Source organism: Nonlabens sp. YIK11 (assembly GCF_001413925.1).
Taxonomy (GTDB): domain Bacteria; phylum Bacteroidota; class Bacteroidia; order Flavobacteriales; family Flavobacteriaceae; genus Nonlabens.
In genome coordinates, this window is the sequence record NZ_LBMJ01000001.1 from 2,894,756 (window position 1) to 2,914,097 (window position 19,342).

General features: G+C 41.2%; 19 protein-coding genes. 9 read left to right on the forward strand and 10 right to left on the reverse strand.

From position 1 onward, the window contains the following. Window positions 1-14 precede the first annotated feature (14 nt). The 3 genes from AAU57_RS15120 to AAU57_RS13155 form a co-directional block, all read right to left on the reverse strand. Window positions 15-302, reverse strand: a complete 288-nt coding sequence (locus AAU57_RS15120) for a hypothetical protein (protein ID WP_156340180.1) — start codon at window positions 300-302, stop codon at window positions 15-17. An 88-nt stretch (window positions 303-390) separates the two neighbouring features. Next, window positions 391-1,416 (reverse strand): hypothetical protein, encoded by a 1,026-nt coding sequence (locus tag AAU57_RS13150; RefSeq protein WP_055413350.1) that lies wholly within the window; start codon window positions 1,414-1,416, stop codon window positions 391-393. A gap of 179 nt (window positions 1,417-1,595) precedes the next feature. Next, on the reverse strand, window positions 1,596-3,572 hold the full coding sequence (locus AAU57_RS13155; protein ID WP_231717824.1) for a putative porin: 1,977 nt from the start codon (window positions 3,570-3,572) through the stop codon (window positions 1,596-1,598). A 125-nt stretch (window positions 3,573-3,697) separates the two neighbouring features. Here AAU57_RS13155 and AAU57_RS13165 point away from each other — a divergent pair, with 125 nt between their 5' ends. From AAU57_RS13165 to AAU57_RS13175, 3 genes are all read left to right on the forward strand, one after another. Beyond that, window positions 3,698-4,297 carry a ribonuclease HII gene (locus tag AAU57_RS13165; protein WP_055413353.1) on the forward strand — a complete coding sequence of 200 codons (600 nt, stop codon included), beginning with the start codon at window positions 3,698-3,700 and terminating at the stop codon, window positions 4,295-4,297. Between the two features lie 67 nt (window positions 4,298-4,364). Further along, window positions 4,365-6,797 carry a hypothetical protein gene (locus AAU57_RS13170; RefSeq protein WP_156340183.1) on the forward strand — a complete coding sequence of 811 codons (2,433 nt, stop codon included), beginning with the start codon at window positions 4,365-4,367 and terminating at the stop codon, window positions 6,795-6,797. A 10-nt stretch (window positions 6,798-6,807) separates the two neighbouring features. Further along, window positions 6,808-7,275 (forward strand): hypothetical protein, encoded by a 468-nt coding sequence (locus AAU57_RS13175; RefSeq protein WP_055413355.1) that lies wholly within the window; start codon window positions 6,808-6,810, stop codon window positions 7,273-7,275. A 28-nt stretch (window positions 7,276-7,303) separates the two neighbouring features. On the opposite strand, the gene AAU57_RS13180 is transcribed toward AAU57_RS13175, so the two are convergent. The 3 genes from AAU57_RS13180 to AAU57_RS14910 all read right to left on the reverse strand — a co-directional run bounded on the left by AAU57_RS13180 (window position 7,304) and on the right by AAU57_RS14910 (window position 9,385). Beyond that, window positions 7,304-8,392 carry a DNA topoisomerase IB gene (locus AAU57_RS13180; RefSeq protein WP_055413356.1) on the reverse strand — a complete coding sequence of 363 codons (1,089 nt, stop codon included), beginning with the start codon at window positions 8,390-8,392 and terminating at the stop codon, window positions 7,304-7,306. Window positions 8,393-8,459: 67 nt separating this feature from the next. Beyond that, the gene (gene lipB, locus AAU57_RS13185; RefSeq protein WP_055413357.1) at window positions 8,460-9,158 is read right to left on the reverse strand and encodes a lipoyl(octanoyl) transferase LipB; all 699 of its coding nucleotides are present in this window, start codon (window positions 9,156-9,158) and stop codon (window positions 8,460-8,462) included. 68 nt (window positions 9,159-9,226) lie between these two features. Next, window positions 9,227-9,385, reverse strand: coding sequence for a YqaE/Pmp3 family membrane protein (locus AAU57_RS14910; protein ID WP_082438635.1), 159 nt, complete (start codon window positions 9,383-9,385; stop codon window positions 9,227-9,229). Window positions 9,386-9,589: 204 nt separating this feature from the next. Here AAU57_RS14910 and lysS point away from each other — a divergent pair, with 204 nt between their 5' ends. After that, window positions 9,590-11,281, forward strand: a complete 1,692-nt coding sequence (gene lysS / locus AAU57_RS13195; RefSeq protein ID WP_055413358.1) for a lysine--tRNA ligase — start codon at window positions 9,590-9,592, stop codon at window positions 11,279-11,281. A gap of 76 nt (window positions 11,282-11,357) precedes the next feature. Here lysS and AAU57_RS13200 read toward each other — a convergent pair whose 3' ends face one another. Continuing rightward, window positions 11,358-11,633: a hypothetical protein gene (locus tag AAU57_RS13200; protein ID WP_055413359.1), complete on the reverse strand. Its 276-nt coding sequence runs from the start codon at window positions 11,631-11,633 to the stop codon at window positions 11,358-11,360. Between the two features lie 91 nt (window positions 11,634-11,724). Between AAU57_RS13200 and AAU57_RS13205 the strand changes: the two genes are divergently transcribed. Both AAU57_RS13205 and AAU57_RS13210 read left to right on the forward strand, forming a co-directional pair. Continuing rightward, entirely contained in the window at window positions 11,725-12,174 is a 450-nt protein-coding gene (locus tag AAU57_RS13205) for a hypothetical protein (protein ID WP_055413360.1), read from the forward strand. 111 nt (window positions 12,175-12,285) lie between these two features. Beyond that, window positions 12,286-12,666 (forward strand): hypothetical protein, encoded by a 381-nt coding sequence (locus tag AAU57_RS13210; protein WP_055413361.1) that lies wholly within the window; start codon window positions 12,286-12,288, stop codon window positions 12,664-12,666. 41 nt (window positions 12,667-12,707) lie between these two features. On the opposite strand, the gene hemL is transcribed toward AAU57_RS13210, so the two are convergent. Genes hemL through AAU57_RS13225 form a run of 3 tightly spaced genes read right to left on the reverse strand, consistent with a single transcriptional unit; the run spans window position 12,708 to window position 15,962 of the window. After that, entirely contained in the window at window positions 12,708-14,000 is a 1,293-nt protein-coding gene (gene hemL, locus AAU57_RS13215; RefSeq protein ID WP_055413362.1) for a glutamate-1-semialdehyde 2,1-aminomutase, read from the reverse strand. Window positions 14,001-14,002: 2 nt separating this feature from the next. After that, the gene (locus AAU57_RS13220; RefSeq protein ID WP_055413363.1) at window positions 14,003-14,848 is read right to left on the reverse strand and encodes a glucosaminidase domain-containing protein; all 846 of its coding nucleotides are present in this window, start codon (window positions 14,846-14,848) and stop codon (window positions 14,003-14,005) included. Next, complete coding sequence (locus AAU57_RS13225; protein WP_231717825.1) at window positions 14,832-15,962, reverse strand: 1-aminocyclopropane-1-carboxylate deaminase/D-cysteine desulfhydrase; 1,131 nt, start codon at window positions 15,960-15,962, stop codon at window positions 14,832-14,834. The genes AAU57_RS13220 and AAU57_RS13225 overlap by 17 nt, the downstream gene beginning before the upstream one ends. Before the next feature lie 361 nt (window positions 15,963-16,323). Between AAU57_RS13225 and AAU57_RS13230 the strand changes: the two genes are divergently transcribed. The 3 genes from AAU57_RS13230 to AAU57_RS13235 all read left to right on the forward strand — a co-directional run bounded on the left by AAU57_RS13230 (window position 16,324) and on the right by AAU57_RS13235 (window position 19,338). After that, on the forward strand, window positions 16,324-18,468 hold the full coding sequence (locus AAU57_RS13230) for a hypothetical protein (RefSeq protein WP_055413364.1): 2,145 nt from the start codon (window positions 16,324-16,326) through the stop codon (window positions 18,466-18,468). A 77-nt stretch (window positions 18,469-18,545) separates the two neighbouring features. Next, window positions 18,546-18,701, forward strand: a complete 156-nt coding sequence (locus tag AAU57_RS15215; protein WP_172443334.1) for a DUF5522 domain-containing protein — start codon at window positions 18,546-18,548, stop codon at window positions 18,699-18,701. Window positions 18,702-18,798: 97 nt separating this feature from the next. Next, window positions 18,799-19,338, forward strand: a complete 540-nt coding sequence (locus AAU57_RS13235) for a DUF4136 domain-containing protein (protein ID WP_055413365.1) — start codon at window positions 18,799-18,801, stop codon at window positions 19,336-19,338. Window positions 19,339-19,342: the final 4 nt, after the last annotated feature.

The window sequence follows — 19,342 nt, forward strand, 5'->3', positions numbered from 1 at the left end:
GTGTCCTTGACTTTTTAGCAATCTACCGGTGGCGGTCTGGATAAATGATAGTGGGAAAGATGTTCCGCTTTCGCGAAAGCGTACTCTATAACGACATCCTGCTCTACATGAGGCATAAAGAAAACAGGCGCCTCTATGAAGTTTGCCGGCGTGTAGTCTAGAGTTTGTGCATGCTGGGAAACCAAACATATCGTACATGGCGAACTACCATCATCATGCGTGAACTGGTGCAGAGAGCCCAGTTGCATGGATAGAAATAGTAGAATGAAGCCTACAGATATGTATGTTCTAACCTTTTGCACGGCTTAAAGATACGAGTGTCAAAAATTGTAACATAAAAAAGCCTCCTAAAATTAGGAGGCTTTTAAGAATTTTAAATTTTATCGTGGATTAGTCCTCACCATAAAAGTAAACAGAACTAGCACCAGCTAATGGATTGTTGATCGATGGAGATGCGTTACCACTTGCACTTGCATCAAAAGCAAGGATACGTCCACCGCCATTTGCTCTTTCAGCAATAAATATGGTATTAGTTTCTGAATCGTAGGTAGCAGAGATTGGGTTACCTAGGAAAGTGTTTGAACCTGCAACTCTAACTTGGTTACCTTGTACTGCTAGAGTTCCTCCATTTGCTACGTTACCAAATTTATTAGAGAAGTTGGTAATGATATGGAATCCACCATCATTATCTACAGCTGCATCACCTATGTCTGTAAGGATCATGATGTCATCAGCATTGTTGTAAACAAGACCGTGAGTTCTTACGATTCCTTCAATAGTAATTCTTTTAGAAGGAGTTACTGTACCGTCTGAAGTGTTGGCAGCGGCAAAGTTATTGAATACTGCGATGTCGTTAGTTTGATCTACAACAGCGTAAAGGTCATTTCCATTAAATTGGATTTCCCACAAACCGAAATTTACATTGAGTGTATTTCTCAAAGTCAAAGTTGAACCTGAACGTACATATACGTAAAGCTCATTCCCATCTGGTCCTGCCATATCACCATCATTATCAGCAACAACAACAATGTTTCCGTTTACAGCTACAGAGCGTGGACTAGCCAATTCTCCGTTAGTTGCAGTTACGCTTAAAGCAGATGTGATTCCTGTTACAAGGTCTTCAATGTTGTCACCTACGTGAACAGAGTTGGTAGTTCTTGAAGCAAAGATGAGTTGGTCATTGTCTTCATCATAAACGATACCTTCATTATTCTGTGTTCCTGCCACAGTTAAAGAAGTTTGAGTTGTTTGATCATCGTCAGAGAAGTCATAAACAGTAATGTTACCACTAGTGTTACTGGTAGCATAAAGCTCTGCACGGTCAAAACGTCCATCTCCTAGATCGTCGTCATCATTACAGGATACGAATACAGTTGCAGCAGATAGAAGTGCGATTGTTAATTTGGTAAATTTCATAGTATTTGATTTTTGCCCAAACTTACGCTAGATCGCTTACCGTAGTTCTCAACGGTTTCTCAAGGAAAACCAAACATTAACAAAAAATTCCTGCAACAGACTGAAAAACAAGCGTTTTTACAAAGCAGATTTAACGATTTTAGCAGAACTTTAATTTTCTGTATTGAGCGTCCGTGCTTCTAAAGAAAGAAATTCCATACAAGACCGAATCTTAAACTTAAGTCTCTAAATGGCGTTCGAGGTGCGCTAAAGAAATTAGGCTCACCCAACGGCGAGGTTGCATTTTCCAGCTTAACAAATATTCTAGTTTGCTGGATTTTTGCATTGAAGAAAATATCTACCAATGGAAAAGCTCCCAATTTGACGGAGTTTTGAGAATAGAATTCCCCTAACACTGGGTCATATCCATCCATATTATACTCATCAAAATATTTTAGAGTAATACCGGTTTGCACCAGCATCGCTTTCTTGAACCAGCGATCCTTATAGTATATACTGTTGCGAGTTACAAAGCTAGGTACATTAATGATATCAGCAGTTTGGTCTACGGTTTGAAAGGCCAGCGTGTGGTCCGTTCCAAAATACCTTAAAAACTCAAAGGATTTGTGCGCTTTTATTTTGAGATAGGTAAGCTGCTCGTCGGTTTGAAAAGGCCCAACCACATAACCTGTAAAATCGAGAGCAACATCCTCACGATTTCTTTCTCCGAAATAAGCGTAATCTTGAATCGTGTTTACCTCTAGTTCCACATCAAAATATTTCTCTGATTTTACTTGCAGATTGAGTTGTTGCTTCTCTACGTTGTTAAATGAATTTTGCCAATTGTATTCCTCATATTCACTTTGGTGAAGCAACAAATTAAAATTAGGTGCTCTAGAACTTATGCCTGCACCAGCCGCAACGGTGAAATCTTTAAAATCCACACTGGCCATAGCGTTGAGATATTGACCGTCTAACTCTCCAGCGATATTGATACCACCATGGGCTTGAAATTCAAAGACACCTAGACGTTTTTCAAATGCTGCTTTGAATTGGTAAACCTCAGATGCGAGTCGGTTAGTGATCACTTCTGTGCCGCGATTTACGATGCGGTCATAGCCGTAATTGTAATCCAACCTAGCTATACCAGCTTTCATATAACCAAATAAGTAATGATCGAGCGATGCCCCAACTTCTACATAGCTTTCCTCATAGTTGGTTTTGTCTTTAATATTGGTCGACTGATAGGCCTCTCCTAAAAATTCGGTAGAAGCGTTGTCCTCTTCATATCTATAGAATTTATCCTCAAAATACATCTTGTTATGAACGCGCAAGCTGTAATTCTTTAAACTATCTGCAGATTTTAATAATTCAAAGTCTTGATCGATGTAAAATCGTTTCCCGTCCAGTAAGCTCACGGCATCATCCAGATTAGGTTCCAGACGACCTCGATCATCAAGGTTTTCATCTTGATCCAGATAACCTTGAAGCGCATCAGGCGACAGGCCACCGCTTTCCTGATTGCTCAAATCCTGAAAGACCGTGTGTAGTCGTAATCGATACCTTTTATCCTTACTAAAATAATTTGACGTGAATTTAAAATTACCCGTACTGGTCAAGGTGTTGACAAAGTCTCCAGCACTGCGCATCCCTTTATAACTGATGGAAAAATTGAATTGAGGAGATATATTTGATGTGAAAAGCGCATCCAGCTGCTGTCCTTGATTGATCGCCGTTTTGAAGTAGAGATCTGTAAGAGGTGTTGGGACGTAATAATCGTTGATGTCGCTAATTTCATAGTAATTGTCGTGACGCGCTTCGGCACCCATGCGAGGCGTGAGCTGCTCCATATCAAAGCGCTTGATCAATCTATTGTAAGGTTGCCCTATATTAGGAAACGGCATCAACTCAAAATTATCTTGACGCAGGTAGTTGAACTTAAACTCCTTAGCCATGGACAATGTGGTATCGACATAGGTCGTGTCTCTGTCCTGACTTATGATAAGGTAATCTGTAATAGGTGGCTTCTCGCCCTCAACACTTACTTCTTTATTGTTCAAGGGACGTTGACGTCCATTATTGCCCAGGTTATCTCTAACCGGTTGCTGCAACGCATACGCACTGGCCGTTGCCATGAGTAGCGAGAATAATAAGAAGGATTTTATCAATGTTGACACGATGCCAAAAATAGGTATTATACATATTGCCGCATCCAATTTTAAGCGACCTTTTATGAACTTTGAATTGCTTTGGATATTGCAGCGCATCAGCAGATTTGATAAATTCCATATCATTGCAACCCATGCTGATTGAAAAAATACATTCGAATTTAATAGAATGCGGTACAGATGAGGCTGGCCGCGGCTGTCTCGCTGGACCGGTCACTGCTGCAGCCGTGATACTACCACCAGGTTTTTCATGTGCAGGTTTGAATGATAGTAAGACGCTTTCGCGAAAGCGAAGAAACCAACTACGTGAGGTCATTGAAAAAGAAGCTTTATCATACCATGTAGCCCATGTGGATAGAGCAATGATCGACAAAATCAACATTCTCAACGCGAGTATACAGGCCATGCACCTTGCCATAAAGGGTCTTAAAATCACACCTGAGCACATCGCTGTGGATGGGAATCGCTTTCATCCATATCCAGATATTCCAGCCACCACCGTGGTCAAAGGCGATGGCAAATACCTACATATCGCTGCGGCTTCCATTCTTGCCAAGACCTATCGCGATGAGTTCATGGAAAAGATACATCAAGAGTTTCCCATGTATCACTGGCGCAACAATCAAGGTTACCCCACAAAACAACACCGCGACGCCATACGGGAACACGGTACCACTACTTATCACCGCATGAGTTTCAAGCTATTGCCAGAGCAATTGAAAATGCCTCTATAAGTTTCTTAAAAACCAAGCCGTTTGAGGTCATAAATTCTATTTTTGCCAGATGCGATTTTTCCTAGGTATGAACAGATTACTCACTTTATTTTTTCTTCTCGCGGTATTTATAAGTTGCGATAATGAGGTTAAGGATACAGCTCTCGTTTACAATATTCCAGACCATTCCAAAATTGTCATCGCGCTCTCAGACATACAAGAAGTGACTGATCTACTGGAGAACAACCCAGTATTTGACCAGTTGGAGTCGCTCTCTAGAGTCAAGGAAATCAAAAGCGCGAGCTCTTTTTTGAATACCTACGATCTAAAGTCAGAATCCTTTGTGACCTTAAGTATAGAAGGAAAGAATCAAGTGGCCATCACGCTATTGACTGAGGTACACGATTCTCAATCCGATTCTACTACCGTAGTGAAACGTATCGAGTATAACGATGTAGAGATCCTGGAAAAAACAGCCGATGGTAATACGTATTACAGCGCCAATAAAAATGGATCACACATGGCGAGCTCTTCCATATTGGTTCTGGAAAGCTTGATACGCCGCAATCTAGCCGATTATGTTTTTGATGAATCCTTTGTGACATTATATGAGCGTACTCACGATGATATAAGTGTCTACGTTAACGCCTCTGACGAGCAATGGTTATATCAGTTTTTACTAGGTAAAAACAAAACCGATGCTCACAATTATGGTGAGTGGTACCAGCTGGAACCTAGTATGACCGGTAACTCCATTTACATGGATGGGCTAATTGTCTATAAGGATAGTTTAAATCAAAAGCATAGTCTTTACAATGATCTGGATGCTAGGGAAAATCAGTTGGATCAAGTAGCGCCAGCGACATTCAGGTTTTTGTCCTCAACGACGTATAGCGATCCAGAACAATTGATAGGCAATCTATTAAGATACCACAATAGAAAACCAGTCATTCCGGAATTACTTAAGGATTTGATGGTCAATTCTCAAGAGGTATCGACTATCGAATTGGAGAACGGCACTGCGGTCGCATTCTCGCTATTGCCTTTTGAAGATTTATTTGTGGATCTCGATAGCTTGAGCGCGGCGAAAAGTACTTATCGCGATGTGGCGCTGTACACATTGGCTGCACCATTGGAGTCAAAATCAATCGCACCGTTGGTTCCCAATCTTTCTGTTGGGTACTTGACCTTGGTCGATCGGTTCCTGGTACTTTCTGCCAATCAGGAAACATTGGAAGAAATTATTGCAGGTTATCAAAACGGCACCACGCTTTCCAGTCAAAACTGGTGGAAAGAAGCTCGGGAAAAAATGAGTAGCAGCAGCTCTCTTTTGAATGTCACAAGTCTTGAAAAATTTAAAAATCCCTTCATAAGTATTGACGAGAAAGATGACAAGGTATTGAAGTCCATGGATGACACTACTCTTAAAGCCATGATCAGTCAGTATGTGCATGAAGATGCGTATGCATTTTACAGACTCGAGATCCCTTATGGATCTACAGCTGCAGAGCAGCCGCTAGTGGCCCAGATAGGTTCTAGCAAATCCGAAAGTAGTATCATCGCAGGACCGTTTCTATTTCCCAACCATTTGAACAACACCTATGATGTCGCGATACAAACTGAAGATTTTAAGTTGACTTTGCTTTCTGAAACAGGCGAAGTGCACTGGACTAAGGAATTAAATGCCAAAATCTTAGGAGAGATCCAAAGTGTTGATGTTTACAAAAATGATCGCAAGCAGCTATTGTTTGCCAACCAAGAGAAAGTGTACCTACTCGACAGAAAAGGGAACGACGTGGACAAGTTCCCGTTCAATCCTAAAAAGGATATAACTCAGCCATTGAGTGTATTTGACTATGACAACAACCGCAACTACAGGTTTGTCATAACCACAGGTAAGGATCTCACCATGCTTGATTCAAAAGGCAACAAAGTCAGTGGTTTTAATTATAGACCAGATGGTATTATTTTAAATAGCCCGCAACATTTTAGAAAAGGAAACAAGGATTACATCGCTTTTACTACAGATCAAAAAGAGCTCAAACTGATCAATCGTACCGGTGAAACCAGAACCAGCGTTAAAACGAAAATCGAGGCCAAGTCAGACCTCTATTTTTACAACAACCTAATTCAGTTTGTGAATTCTGAAGATAAGCTCCTGCACGTGAATCCATCAACTGGAAAAGTAACTGTTACCAATACTTCCCTTGATACCGATTCAAACATAGGTTTTACCTCACGCAGCCAGCTCATCCAGAATAAAAATGTATTGCAGATCAATGGGACCAAGAGTAGTTTGCCTTACGGCACCTATCTTCCAGCTCGTTTGTCAAGAATCAACAACAAGGATTACGTGACGATTATTGATAATGGAGAAAACAAGGTCTATATACTTAACGATCAAGGAGAAACCGTTCCTTTTCTACCGGTCTATGGAAATACGGCTGCACAAATCGCTGGTGGTAAATCTAGATATCTGGTGACTCTAGATGGGAATGAAGTCTTAATCTATAAATGGTAAAAACAAATAAATGAAAGTCAACTTTCTTCTAATATCAATCGCCGTAATACTATTAAGTCAATGGTCTAACGCCCAGCATATTTATTCAACTCACTTGAAAGGTTGTGAAACCAGCCGATTTGCACTGGAGCGTGATAAACCAACTGCAATCATGGATAAGGAGGAGTTACAAGGGCTGATCGTAGAGAACATTAACCAAGAAACTTTCAAAAAACTCAAGGGCACCATTAAACTTCAAATTATAGCGTACAAAGACAATACTTCGTGCTTATTAAGCTATGAAAATAAAACCAACAAAACAGCAAGCGAAATAGGCATCGCGGACCTCGAACAGTTTATTAAAAATGATCTAGTCTGGAATAGAGTGACTGAAAATGCAGCTGTTCTGGTCGAGTTGAAGTTTAAAAAAGGTCGTGTCAATTCTCGCAGAATGGGAATGAGTGGTAAGAAAGGTTGGCACGAATTGGATTTAAATTAACCCATTTCAAGCCAAATGAAAAGGTCTTTTAATCTTCCTCTACCTTAAACTCAATTTCAAATTTTTGGATGATTTCCTTCACGCAGCGCTCAGTTGCCGTGAGATGGTTTTTGTCTTTATAGGTTTTGGCTTTTTTACGATAAGGCTCAAAATTACCGTCCTTGTATATGTTGGGCACTTCAGGATGCACATAATATTGACGACACACGGCTCTTGTATTGCCTAATTCTTCGGCAGCAGCGTCGTATCCTTTTAAAATATTTTTATCCACTTCCTTTTCCGTTTTTGGTTCTGGAAGTTCCAGCATTGTTTCAAAAAAGGTAGTCGTCGCACCCCAAGTTCTAAAATCTTTTGCCGTGAAGATCTCGCCACCTATTCTGTGAATGTAATCGTTGATCATGCCGCTGTCAATGCCGTGATGCTTGCCTTGCTCGTCATAATATTGAAAGAGTTCCCAGCCCGGAATTTCCTCGCACTGATGAATCAATTCTACCAGGTCTGCATCGATAATACTTTTGGTTTGTTGCACGCCCTTTTTTCCCTTAAAATGGAACTCTACACCATCATCGGTTTCATCCAGATGTTTGGTTCTAAGCGTGGAAAGCCCATACGTTTTGTTTTTGCGCGCATATTGTTCATTCCCAACTCTAATGTGGGTCGCATCCATGACCGATAGGACGATCGCGAGGCACTTGTTAAGTGGCATTCCAGACAATTCTAGGTCCTTTTCTAGCTGGATTCTTATGTTGGGTAACGCTTTCGCGAAAGCGGACATTTTAAAAAACTTGGTCTGGTTTCTAAGAACATTCCATAAGTCATGATACCTATACACCTTGCGACCTTTATCGTCACGCCCAACAGATTGCAGGTGCCCATTCTCAATTCCCGAAATACGCACATCGCTCCATCCTGGAGGTATCACTAGCGACTTGATGCGCTTGAGTTCCTTCTTGTCCGTCACCCGATCCTTGTTGTTGATGAGATAGGTGAAGCCCTTGCCGTATTTTTTTCTGTAAATAGAAAGATGTTCGTCCTGTATATACACAAGATCGGCAAGATGCGCCGCCATTTCTGGCTCGGTTAGGGCATTTTTAATTTGTTCTGGAGTAAGCGTCATGACCTAAAAATAAATCAGTAGGAAAAAGCGGACACTTAATAAAACGCCAATTTAATCGAGTTGAAGTTTAATCCTCGAGCTGCGCCTCAAACAACTCACTAAAATACTGTTTGATTTTATCCTTGACCGCGTTAGGATCTACTTTGCGCTTTAACTCTGACGCCAGTGAAGTCACCGCTTTGTCTTGAATCCCGCAAGGAATAATGTGATCAAAGTAGCCCAAATCTGTATTGACATTAAAGGCAAAGCCATGCATGGTCACCCAGCGGCTGGCACGTACGCCCAATGCACAAATCTTGCGTGCAAATGGCGTGCCTACATCCAGCCATACGCCAGTCTCGCCAGGACTGCGCTCGCCTTTCAAGTCATAATCTGCAAGGATTTTTATAAAGATCTCCTCTAGGAATCGTAGGTATTTATGGATATCAGTAAAGAAGTTTTCCAGGTCCAGAATGGGATAGCCCGTAATCTGTCCAGGCCCGTGATAGGTAATATCGCCACCACGATTGATCTTGTAATAGGTGGCACCTATCTGTTCCAGCAATTCTTTATTGGCCAGTAAATTTTCCTCATCACCGCTTTTTCCCAAAGTGTACACATGATCGTGTTCTACAAACAAAAGGTGGTTTTGGGTTTCAAGACCGGCGTCTTCTCTCCTATTCTTGATTTTGGTATCCAAAATATCCTTAAAAAGTTGTTCTTGAAAATCCCAAGTCTCCTTGTAATCCTTGCGGCCTAGATCTTGAAAATGGACGGTTTTGTTCATGGGGCAAAGGTAATATCTATAAACCAGAAGAAATTACCGGCCAGCACTTTGTTAACTGCAGCTAGAACCTATCGATTAGGATTATTCAAGATAATCAGCGCAGCGATCACGCCGGGCACCCAACCCAGTAGCGTGAGTATAAAAACAATTACAATGGATCCGCAGCCTTTGTCCAGCACGGCTAGTGGCGGCAATATGATGGCTAGGATGACTCTCCAGATGGACATACGGCAAAAGTGTTTGATGTAATAGACCTTAAAATAAAGACTTTGTTACATGAAAAAGCAAAAGATTGATAGATGTTTCGCTTTTGCGCCTTGCCTGCCGGCAGGCAGGAAAGCGATATCCCATAAAACCGCCTTGCGAACCATAGATAGGTTTTGCAGCACAACTTTACAAACTTATCTTTGCACGCTTAAATCAATTGCCAAATGCCACTTTCTGAACAAGAAATCGTACGCCGTGAAAAACTAGGGAAAATACGCGAGATGGGAATCGACCCGTATCCTGCGGCTCAATATCATGTGGACGCTACCACAGCATCCATTAAAGCAGATTTTAAAGAAGGAAAAAAAGTGGTCATCGCTGGCCGCTTGATGTCCAGAAGAATACAGGGAAAAGCCTCGTTTGCAGAGATTCAGGATGGTAAGGGAAGAATCCAGGTGTACTTTAACCGTGATGAGATCTGTCCCGGCGAGGACAAGTCGCTTTACAACGATCTGTATAAAAAGCTTCTCGACATAGGCGATTTCATTGGGATTGAAGGCGAGCTTTTTACCACTAATGTGGGCGAGCAAACCGTGATGGTCAAAAACTTTGAGCTACTGAGCAAAGCATTGAAACCATTGCCATTGCCCAAGACTGATGCCGATGGCAACACCTATGACGAGTTCAACGATCCCGAGATGCGCTACCGCCAGCGCTATGCAGACCTTGTGGTCAACCCTAAAGTAAAAGATGTTTTTGTCAAGCGTACTAAACTTTTCAACGCCATGCGCTCCTTTTTTAATGAGCGTGAATATTTTGAGGTAGAAACGCCCATTTTGCAGCCTATTCCTGGTGGTGCTGCGGCAAAACCTTTTGTGACGCACCACAATTCCCTGGACATACCCTTATACATGAGAATTGCTAACGAGCTGTATTTAAAGCGTTTGATTGTTGGTGGTTTTGATGGTGTGTATGAATTCAGCAAGAACTTCAGGAATGAAGGTATGGACCGTACCCACAATCCAGAGTTTACTGCCATGGAAATCTATGTGTCCTACAAGGATTACAACTGGATGATGGAGTTTACCGAGAATTTGCTGGAGCACTGCGCCATGAAAGTGAACGGAAAGACGACCAGCACCTTTGGCAAGCACGAGATCGAGTGGAAAGCACCGTATCCACGAGTGACCATGACAGATGCGATCAAGCAATTTACCGGCTTTGACATCACGGGTAAAAGTGAGGAAGAGTTGTTCGCTTTCGCGAAAGCGCAAGGCATCGACGTCGACAAGTCCATGGGTAAAGGAAAGTTGATTGACGAGATATTTGGTGAGAAATGCGAAGGCAATTTTATCCAACCTACCTTTATTACTGACTATCCTAAAGAAATGAGCCCTTTATGTAAAACTCACCGCAACAATCCAGAATTGACAGAGCGTTTTGAATTGATGGTTTGCGGTAAGGAAATTGCCAATGCCTACAGCGAGCTTAACGACCCTATTGATCAAAGAGAACGTTTTGAAGCCCAAGCTGCCCTTGCAGATCGTGGTGACGACGAGGCAATGTTTATCGATCAAGATTTCTTGAGAGCTCTGGAATATGGTATGCCACCTACATCTGGATTAGGAATAGGTATGGATCGATTGATCATGTTCTTGACCAATAATCCATCGATTCAAGAAGTACTCTTTTTCCCGCAGATGCGTCCAGAGAAAAAAGCTGGTGTTGAGCTAAATGAAGACGAAAAAGTAGTTTTCGAGCGTCTTAAGAAACATGAAAAAGTAGACCTAAATCAACTCAAGGATGAAAGTGGTCTATCCAACAAAAAATGGGATAAAGCCGTCAAAGGATTGACAGGCAAAAAGGTTGCTAAAGTCTCCAAAACCGATGATGGCCTTTTTATAGAAGTGGTTTAGGAAAGATAAATTATCAGCTGCGATCAAAAAAAGCCCTTTTCAAAATTGAAAAGGGCTTTCTCATTTAAGACTCTAATTAATAATTGGACTCATTAGATGCGGCTGCGGCAAGAATTGCAGCTCCAAAAAGTAAAAAGAGTAGCCCTAGCACTATGATGGTCAACACATAGAACAATAACATGCCTTTTGCCCAATTTTGCCTGGTAGGTCTGCCATCATTGCTAAAAGCCCATACCAGCAATAAAACAGTACCTATTATCGGTAGCGAGGTAACTAAAAAATAGAGAACCCATTTCATAGGCGTTATTACGGGTTCGGTTTGATGGTGCTGTAAAAATTGATCACTTTCCATAAAGTTGGTTTTGGTTGGTTAATTCATAAAATTAAACTTTTCTTTTAATGATAGGTCACAATGCCGTTGAACAAATAAAAACAAAGAAAAAATGAAAAATCTAATGCTCCCTTTCATGATGCTGCTGGGAATAACTGCCATGACCGCTCAAAAGAATCCAGAACGTGCAGAGAATCGCATGGAAAAACGCAGTGAGCGTATGGAAAAAATGGATCCAGCCGTTGTGGCCTCTATGCACGCCAAAAGAATGACTCTAGCTCTTGACTTGAGTGACAAGCAAGAAGCCCAAGTAGAAAAAGTACTACTGGCCAACGCTACCAAGAGAAAGGAAATAATGGCTACCAGAAAAGACCGCAAGGAACTTTCTAAAGAAGAAAAAGTAGCACAAGCCGAAGCAAGAATGGACGAAAAGATAGCCACTAAAAGTGCTTTTAAAGACATCTTAAATGATGAACAATATGCTCGATTTGAAAAAATGGCGCATATGAAAAAACGCAACAAGCGTGGACGCATGGCTAAAACTCGCGTTGCCAGAAAATAAATTAATGGTTGGTTGGTTGATGAATGGCTCTAGAATCTTTTAAGATTTTAGAGCTTTTCTAGTATACGATCCTTTCTTATATTACGTTACAGCATTTAAACAGTCATCACCTTGAACCATCTCACATCACTTTTTCTACTTTTTCTTATCACATTCCCTATTGTAGGACTCGCGCAGGAGCAGCAAACCGTAGAAAATACCAACTTTGAAGTCCAGTATCCCATCAAGAACACTTTAAAGCCCGTGGATGCAAAAAAGGAAACCCAACTCATCCTTTCTAAAACTGATCTTGATAAAGAAGCCGCAACAGTTTTAAAGCAGCTGGTGAAAAATCACGCCAAGGCTTCCAACAAGTATCGCAAGAGTGCCACTTTAACGCGTGAGCAACAAATGGAACTCAAAGAGCTGGAAACTCGCTATAAGTTTGAACTCAAACAATTGTTAGGCGAGGATAACTACAGAAAGCTGCTGGTCGTTGTTCACACCGATTAATTGGAATTCGCTTTCGCGGAAGCGAAAAAACCAAAATCTTTCTACCACTTAGAAACGACCTCTTCTACTGCAGTCACTGTGCTGTCAAGATCTTCATAACTCAACGCATCATTAAGGAAATAGCTTTCAAAGGCGCTAGGCGGCAAGTAGATGCCACGATCCAGTAAGCCATGAAAGAATTTTTTGAACCACTCATTATTACCCGTGGCAGCCGATTCAAAATCAATTACTGGCTGGTCTGTGAAGTGAACCGACATCATGCTACCGTACCTATTGATCTGGTAATCGATTCCCTTTGTTGAAAGCACGCTCTCAATACCTTTATGTAGATGTTCGGTCTTTTGAGCGAGATTGACAAAGACATCTGGGTTGTCATTGAGATGCTCCAGCATGGCCAATCCTGCGCTCATCGCTAATGGATTACCACTCAAAGTTCCTGCTTGATATACAGGACCCAAAGGTGCCAGATGGTTCATAATTTCCTGTCTTGCGGCAAAAGCACCTACCGGCAAACCACCACCTATAACCTTACCATAAGTGATAATATCTGCTTTGACGCCAGTGGTCTCTTGGGCACCACCGCGAGCTAGTCTAAAACCTGTCATCACCTCATCAAAAACAAATAATGCACCGTTAGCATCACACAGTTCTCGTATTCCTTCCAGAAATCCTTCTTGAGGTACGATACAACCCATGTTGCCAGCTATAGGCTCAATGATGACACAGGCGATCTGATCTTTGTTTTTTTCAAAAATTTCCGCAACTTGATCTAGGTTGTTGTAAGCAGCAAGTAAGGTGTCTTGAGCCGTTCCTTTAGTCACTCCAGGACTGTTGGGACTACCAAAGGTGACCGCACCACTACCTGCTTGGATCAAAAAGGAATCGCTGTGACCATGGTAACAGCCCGCAAATTTGATGATCTTATCACGACCTGTGAACCCGCGAGCGAGTCGCACGGCGCTCATACAAGCTTCAGTACCGCTATTGACCATTCTTACCTGATCTACATTAGGCGCCATGGAAACTACCAATTTTGCAATTTGAGTTTCCAGTTCTGTTGGCATTCCATAAGACGTTCCCTTTTTTGTAGCTTCAATCACAGCATCTACAACTGGTTCAAAGGCATGACCTAAAATCATGGGACCCCATGAAGCGATGTAATCAATAAGTTGATGACCATCTTCTGTATGCAAATAGGCGCCTTTGGCGCTTTTGACATAAACGGGATCACCGCCTACAGCGTTAAATGCTCGAACTGGAGAATTTACACCACCAGGAATATATTTTTGAGCCTCATTAAATAGAGAGCTACTTCTTTTGTAAGTAAATGACATGCTTAATTTTTTGTATTGGGCTCAATCAAAAGTGTCGAGCCTAGACTAATGGAATTGTCCCTTAAACCGTTGATAAGCTTGATACGCTCTACGGTAGTATTATGTTTTGTCGCAAGGCCGTACAAGGTATCACCTTTCACAACCGTATGTTTGATTTGAGAACTATCGTTGTTTGTTCTTGATAAGGCTTTAGGTGCTTTGCCCAGTACCTGCGCATCGTACAGATCGAGTCGATAGCGCTCTATGAGGCTTATCAATTTATCTGGATACCTTCTATCTGTAGCATAACCGGCATCTTTTAGACCTTTTGCCCAGGCTTTATAATCGTCAGCATCCAATTTGAATAAATCACGATACCTAGATCTTTCAGTCAGGAAAAGGCTGTGATCCCTGTAAGAATAAGAAGCGTCCTTGTATTTTCTAAAACACTCTTGGTCTTCATCGTCATCGTGATAGATTTTATTACCGGTCCAACCCGTATGGCATTTAACACCAAAATGGTTGTTCGCCTCAACGGCCAAGCGGCCCTTTCCAGATCCACTTTCCAGAATCCCTTGAGCGAGAGTGATACTTGCCGGGATTTTATACAGCTGCATTTCCTTCATGGCATCTGCAGCAAAATTGTCGATGTAGATACTCACATCATCCTTATCTGATGGCGTGACGGTCCTGGTGACCTTCTCATCAGTTTCCTTAACCACGACAGACCGTTCATCTGGAGATTTCTTGACCGTTTTTGTGGTTCTGCTTCGTTTCTTTGTGGTGACCACTTTGTTCTTGGAACCGCAGGAAACCAGCAGTCCCGAAGCTAGAAATAAAATGAGAAAAGTCTTAAATGTAATCTTCATACTGTAGTTGTAGACGTCCTTTTTTCCTTAGTCTGCGATTGAATCCAGGGATACCCTGAAGACCGCCTGTATGGATGGCTAAAATACGGGTTTTGTCGCTAAAAAAGCCGCTTGCCACCATCTGTTCTATACGATACATCATTTTACCCGTGTAGATGGGATCGAGTGGAATTTCGCTTTCGCGAAAGCGAACATTCAAATAATCTATCAAGGAATCTGTAGACTTTGCATATCCACCAAATGCATCTTCAGGAATTAACGTGAAATTCTTGTTGTCGGTATATTTTTCAATTTCTTTCTTGAGAAAATCACCTTGCAACGCAGAAAAAACGAGAACGTGCTGGTGATCTGCAGTACTGTTGATGATTCCCGCGGCCGTACCACCAGTACCGGCTGCAACGCAAACAAACTGATAATGTTGTTTTTCTCTGGATGTCAAAATCTCTGCCGTTCCTTTGACCGCTAGATCATTCGTACCACCTTCTGGAATAAAATAACTGGTTCCGTACATCGCCCTTAGTTTTTCCTCAAAAAGTACCGAATCCTTTTTTTTGTACTCTTCTCTTGTGACAAAAACCAGTTTCATGCCGTTACTGGCTGCTGTTTTTAATGTTTCGTTTTGTGACAATGTTTTTTCTAGATCAATCCCCAACTCTTCACCTCTAATAACACCTATGGATTTGATTCCTAAAATATGACACGCGGCTGCGGTCGCAGCGATATGATTGGAATAAGCGCCACCGTAAGTAATGATTTGGTCAAAGCCGTGGTCTATAGCATCCTGCAAATTGTATTTCAATTTACGCAACTTGTTGCCTGAAACTGTTGGGTGCAACAGGTCTTCTCTTTTGATATCAATAGTGATCTGTTGTTCAGGAAATGAAGCGAACGATTGGATTTTGGATCGGGCGCATTTAAAGAGTTCTTGCTGGTTAGACTTACCGTAGAAGTCTAAAAAGCTCCACCTAGACCTTTTAGATAAATAGTTCAGGTCATTTTCCATGGCATAGGCCTCGCGTTCAAAGATGATATTGCGGTAGGCCTGATCGTGATTCATTGTCAAACGACCGATGAGGTACTCTACAAGATACCAAAGGTAAAAGGGTAAAATCAACAACTCCAGTTGCTGCCTTAGATGAATACGTTCATGATTGATAAAGGTCTCATTCTTTGTTAAATGCTTACTTGTAATTAAGACAAATGGGTATAGAGTTATACCTGAAATTCGGAATACGGATAGGAATCGAAATGTGATGAAATAATTCAAATCAGCAAATGCATCTAATAGTTAAAAGTAATGGATTATTTCGTACTTCAAGATCAAATTATCGATGAATGGTTGAATTGACCTTAACAAGGTTAAATGTTATTTATCTAATTTTCAGATATTTAAGTATTTTAATATTTCATTTAACCTGATTATTAGCGTTTTATCGATGGTAGTAGCTATATTTGTTTTACAAATGTTGCATAACATGATGACACGTCTACTCTATTTTATTTTTTTACTAATCATTAGCTCACCCGCTATCGCACAAGTAGGTATTGGTACCGCTATGCCGTCTGGTGCTACTTTGTTGCACGTGGATGATGGCCAAGGTGATAAAGGTGTTTTGATCCCAAGAGTTCAAATTGATGACCTAAATACTATGGCTCCATTAACAGTTACTCCAGAAGTAGGAACCATGGTATTTAACTCCGCTGGCGCGCATCCTTTAGGCTTCTATTATTGGAATGGTACTCTTTGGGTCGCCGTAGGCGCTGGTCCAGACACAAATTTAGGAAATACCGACTTGACCCAAGATGATGCGGTGAGAACTTATGATATTGATGGGCAAGACCTCAATTTTACAAATGGTTCGATCGGTATCAACAATCCCAACCCATCTGGAAGACTGGACGCTCGAGGCGCTCTAAATGAAGACGCCTTTAGATTTGTTCAAACAGATAATCTTACTGGCGAAAGAGATGTTTTTACCATTGAAGATCAAGATGTAGGTGGTGGCAGTCAGGATCACAGCTCTGTTTTAAAAGTTTTAAAAAGCGGTTCCATCAATTCTGGTGATAACGGTTTTAGCCTAATTGAATTGGCTAGCACTTCTTCAGATCCTGGAGCTAACAAATATTGGATTTCTGGTAGAACTGTAGATGAAGGCGCACCCTTTTGGGGAGTAGATATTACCGATAATGATTTTTGGTCTACTGGCGGTATCCAACTAGGTGCCTTACCAAGCTCTAACGGAACTTACACTGGCGGTAATTTTAGAGTAAACGCTAATGGTGATACTGGTATAGGTACCGTAAATCCTAATGCTCGTTTACAAATCGACGAGGACTCTGCCGACCTGGACCACATCATATTTCAAATAAATACATCTTCTGGGAGGCCCTTAAATATATTACAACCAGACATTACAGATATTAATACTCCTTTTACTTTCCAAACAAACAATGCTTTCAATTTTAGAACGGATAATACCGATGCATTAACAATTCTTAATACTTCTCAGCTTGCTTTACCATCTTATGTTGGTAATTTCCAGAACGAAACTCCTACTAGAATTTTGGGTCTAGATGCAGCTGGTAACGTCGTTAGCTCCGCTCCTGTCATCGATAGTGATGCAGATTGGTTTACTTCTAATACAACAACCGCTCCTGCAAGTATTGACGATAACATCTGGACCAATGGCAATGTAGGCATTGGCACCAATAATCCCGCTTCTTCACTGCATATTGTTGAAGCTACTGGAAATGCTGGAAGTGCCGCTAACGGCTCCATTACTTTGGAACACGGGAATACAGGTGGTGCATCTTCCATTGTGTTCAAAAGTCGTGTAAATAACAACAGCGACTATGGATATATAAGGTTTGAAGACGATGGGTCTGGTAATGGCACAACAGATGAGAATGCGATATTAACCATTGGAATTGAAAATGACGGTACCGGACAGTTTCAAGATGATATTAACTTAAATCCCGCAGGTTACGTAGGTATAAAAAATAATGCACCTCAAAGAGAAATCCATATTGCAGGTGCCAACTCTACCATGAGGATTGATGGGTTGAGCACGGCAAACAATGCTAACAATATTGCAGCAGACCCTGTACCCGTTTATGTAAATAACGATGGAGATCTTGTTACTCAACCTTCTTTGGTACAAAGCTTTATGCCATTGAACTTAAGAAACCCAATTCCTGAAACTTCTGTTAGTTCTAGTACTGGTGCAACAGTTGATACCAATCTTAATACCTCGACGATAGTATTAACACAAAGATCTCTCGTACATTACACTTATCAGTTTAGTGTCACATTGAGAAGATTTGATGGAACAGCTATCACCGATGGGGCTTCACGATTATATAGATCTTGGTTTGAAGTAAATTCAGACACTTCAAATCATTATGGGTATGATACAGGTACTTATACTAACAACCCTAGCGCTCCTTCAGGAACATACGCTTCAGGATTTTATTACCTAAGTGGAAGCGGTTATGTAGAACTTCCAGCAGGAACACATACTATAACGCTTAAAACTAGAGTATTAGGCGGAAGTTATGATTATGATGTCAGGTTCGGAGGTACAACTTTTGATAGCATTCAAGCTGTAATTCACAGATAAATCATTTTCATTAAAAAAAACGCTGCGCCCGTGCAGCGGTTTTTTTTTATCTATTTGGTTAAAGTTACCATTACCACATGAAAAAATTCATTCCTCTTGAGGATGGCGATTATTATCTAACTCCAGATGGTTACCGGTGTTTTACTGAGCAATATCACTTAAAACGAGGCTATTGTTGCGAGAGTGGTTGTCGTCATTGTCCTTATGGCTTCAACAAGAAAAATAAGAATTAGATAGGCTTGAGAATGTAAAGCGGCATTAATTTTGATGCTATAGACTGAAAATAATTGCGCTTTCGCGAAAGCGAACTTACCCTAATTCATTCAAGTTATGAAAAATACATTTTTACTTTTATTTGCCTTTGTCGCTCTGGTAGGATGCCAGACCGTGCGTGTCTCTCAAGATTATGCGATAGGTACTGATTTCAATCAATATAAAACGTATGCCTACTTCAAGAAAGGTGTTGATGAGGCGAAGATTTCTGAATTGGATAAAAAGCGAATTCTTAGAGCCATTGACAGTGAGATGGGCGCAAGAGGTTTTACTAAGTCTGAGAATCCAGACGTTTTGGTAAGCATTTTTACTGATACTAAAGAACGTGTAGATGTTTATAACAATTTCGGCTGGGGCTTTGGCTGGGGTTGGGGCGGCTGGGGCGGCTTTGGAATCAACGGCCCATTCAACAACAATGTGAATAGAACTACTGAAGGTGTTCTCTATATAGATCTTATTGATGCAAAAGATAAGGAGTTGATCTGGCAAGGTGTAGGTACTGCATCCCTAAAATCTTCTCCTGAGGAAAAGGTCGAACGCACCAATGAAATGGTACGTGAGATATTGATGCAATTCCCACCAAAACCTAAAAGATAAGACA

Excerpts from the sequence above, each read along its gene's own strand:
- AAU57_RS13150 (WP_055413350.1), bottom strand. The coding sequence starts at position 1,416 with ATGAAATTTACCAAATTAACAATCGCACTTCTATCTGCTGCAACTGTA.
- AAU57_RS13165 (WP_055413353.1), top strand. The coding sequence starts at position 3,698 with ATGCTGATTGAAAAAATACATTCGAATTTAATAGAATGCGGTACAGAT.
- AAU57_RS13170 (WP_156340183.1), top strand. The coding sequence starts at position 4,365 with ATGAACAGATTACTCACTTTATTTTTTCTTCTCGCGGTATTTATAAGT.
- AAU57_RS13175 (WP_055413355.1), top strand. The coding sequence starts at position 6,808 with ATGAAAGTCAACTTTCTTCTAATATCAATCGCCGTAATACTATTAAGT.
- AAU57_RS13180 (WP_055413356.1), bottom strand. The coding sequence starts at position 8,392 with ATGACGCTTACTCCAGAACAAATTAAAAATGCCCTAACCGAGCCAGAA.
- lipB (WP_055413357.1), bottom strand. The coding sequence starts at position 9,158 with ATGAACAAAACCGTCCATTTTCAAGATCTAGGCCGCAAGGATTACAAG.
- AAU57_RS14910 (WP_082438635.1), bottom strand. The coding sequence starts at position 9,385 with ATGTCCATCTGGAGAGTCATCCTAGCCATCATATTGCCGCCACTAGCC.
- lysS (WP_055413358.1), top strand. The coding sequence starts at position 9,590 with ATGCCACTTTCTGAACAAGAAATCGTACGCCGTGAAAAACTAGGGAAA.
- AAU57_RS13200 (WP_055413359.1), bottom strand. The coding sequence starts at position 11,633 with ATGGAAAGTGATCAATTTTTACAGCACCATCAAACCGAACCCGTAATA.
- AAU57_RS13205 (WP_055413360.1), top strand. The coding sequence starts at position 11,725 with ATGAAAAATCTAATGCTCCCTTTCATGATGCTGCTGGGAATAACTGCC.
- hemL (WP_055413362.1), bottom strand. The coding sequence starts at position 14,000 with ATGTCATTTACTTACAAAAGAAGTAGCTCTCTATTTAATGAGGCTCAA.
- AAU57_RS13220 (WP_055413363.1), bottom strand. The coding sequence starts at position 14,848 with ATGAAGATTACATTTAAGACTTTTCTCATTTTATTTCTAGCTTCGGGA.
- AAU57_RS13230 (WP_055413364.1), top strand. The coding sequence starts at position 16,324 with ATGATGACACGTCTACTCTATTTTATTTTTTTACTAATCATTAGCTCA.
- AAU57_RS15215 (WP_172443334.1), top strand. The coding sequence starts at position 18,546 with ATGAAAAAATTCATTCCTCTTGAGGATGGCGATTATTATCTAACTCCA.
- AAU57_RS13235 (WP_055413365.1), top strand. The coding sequence starts at position 18,799 with ATGAAAAATACATTTTTACTTTTATTTGCCTTTGTCGCTCTGGTAGGA.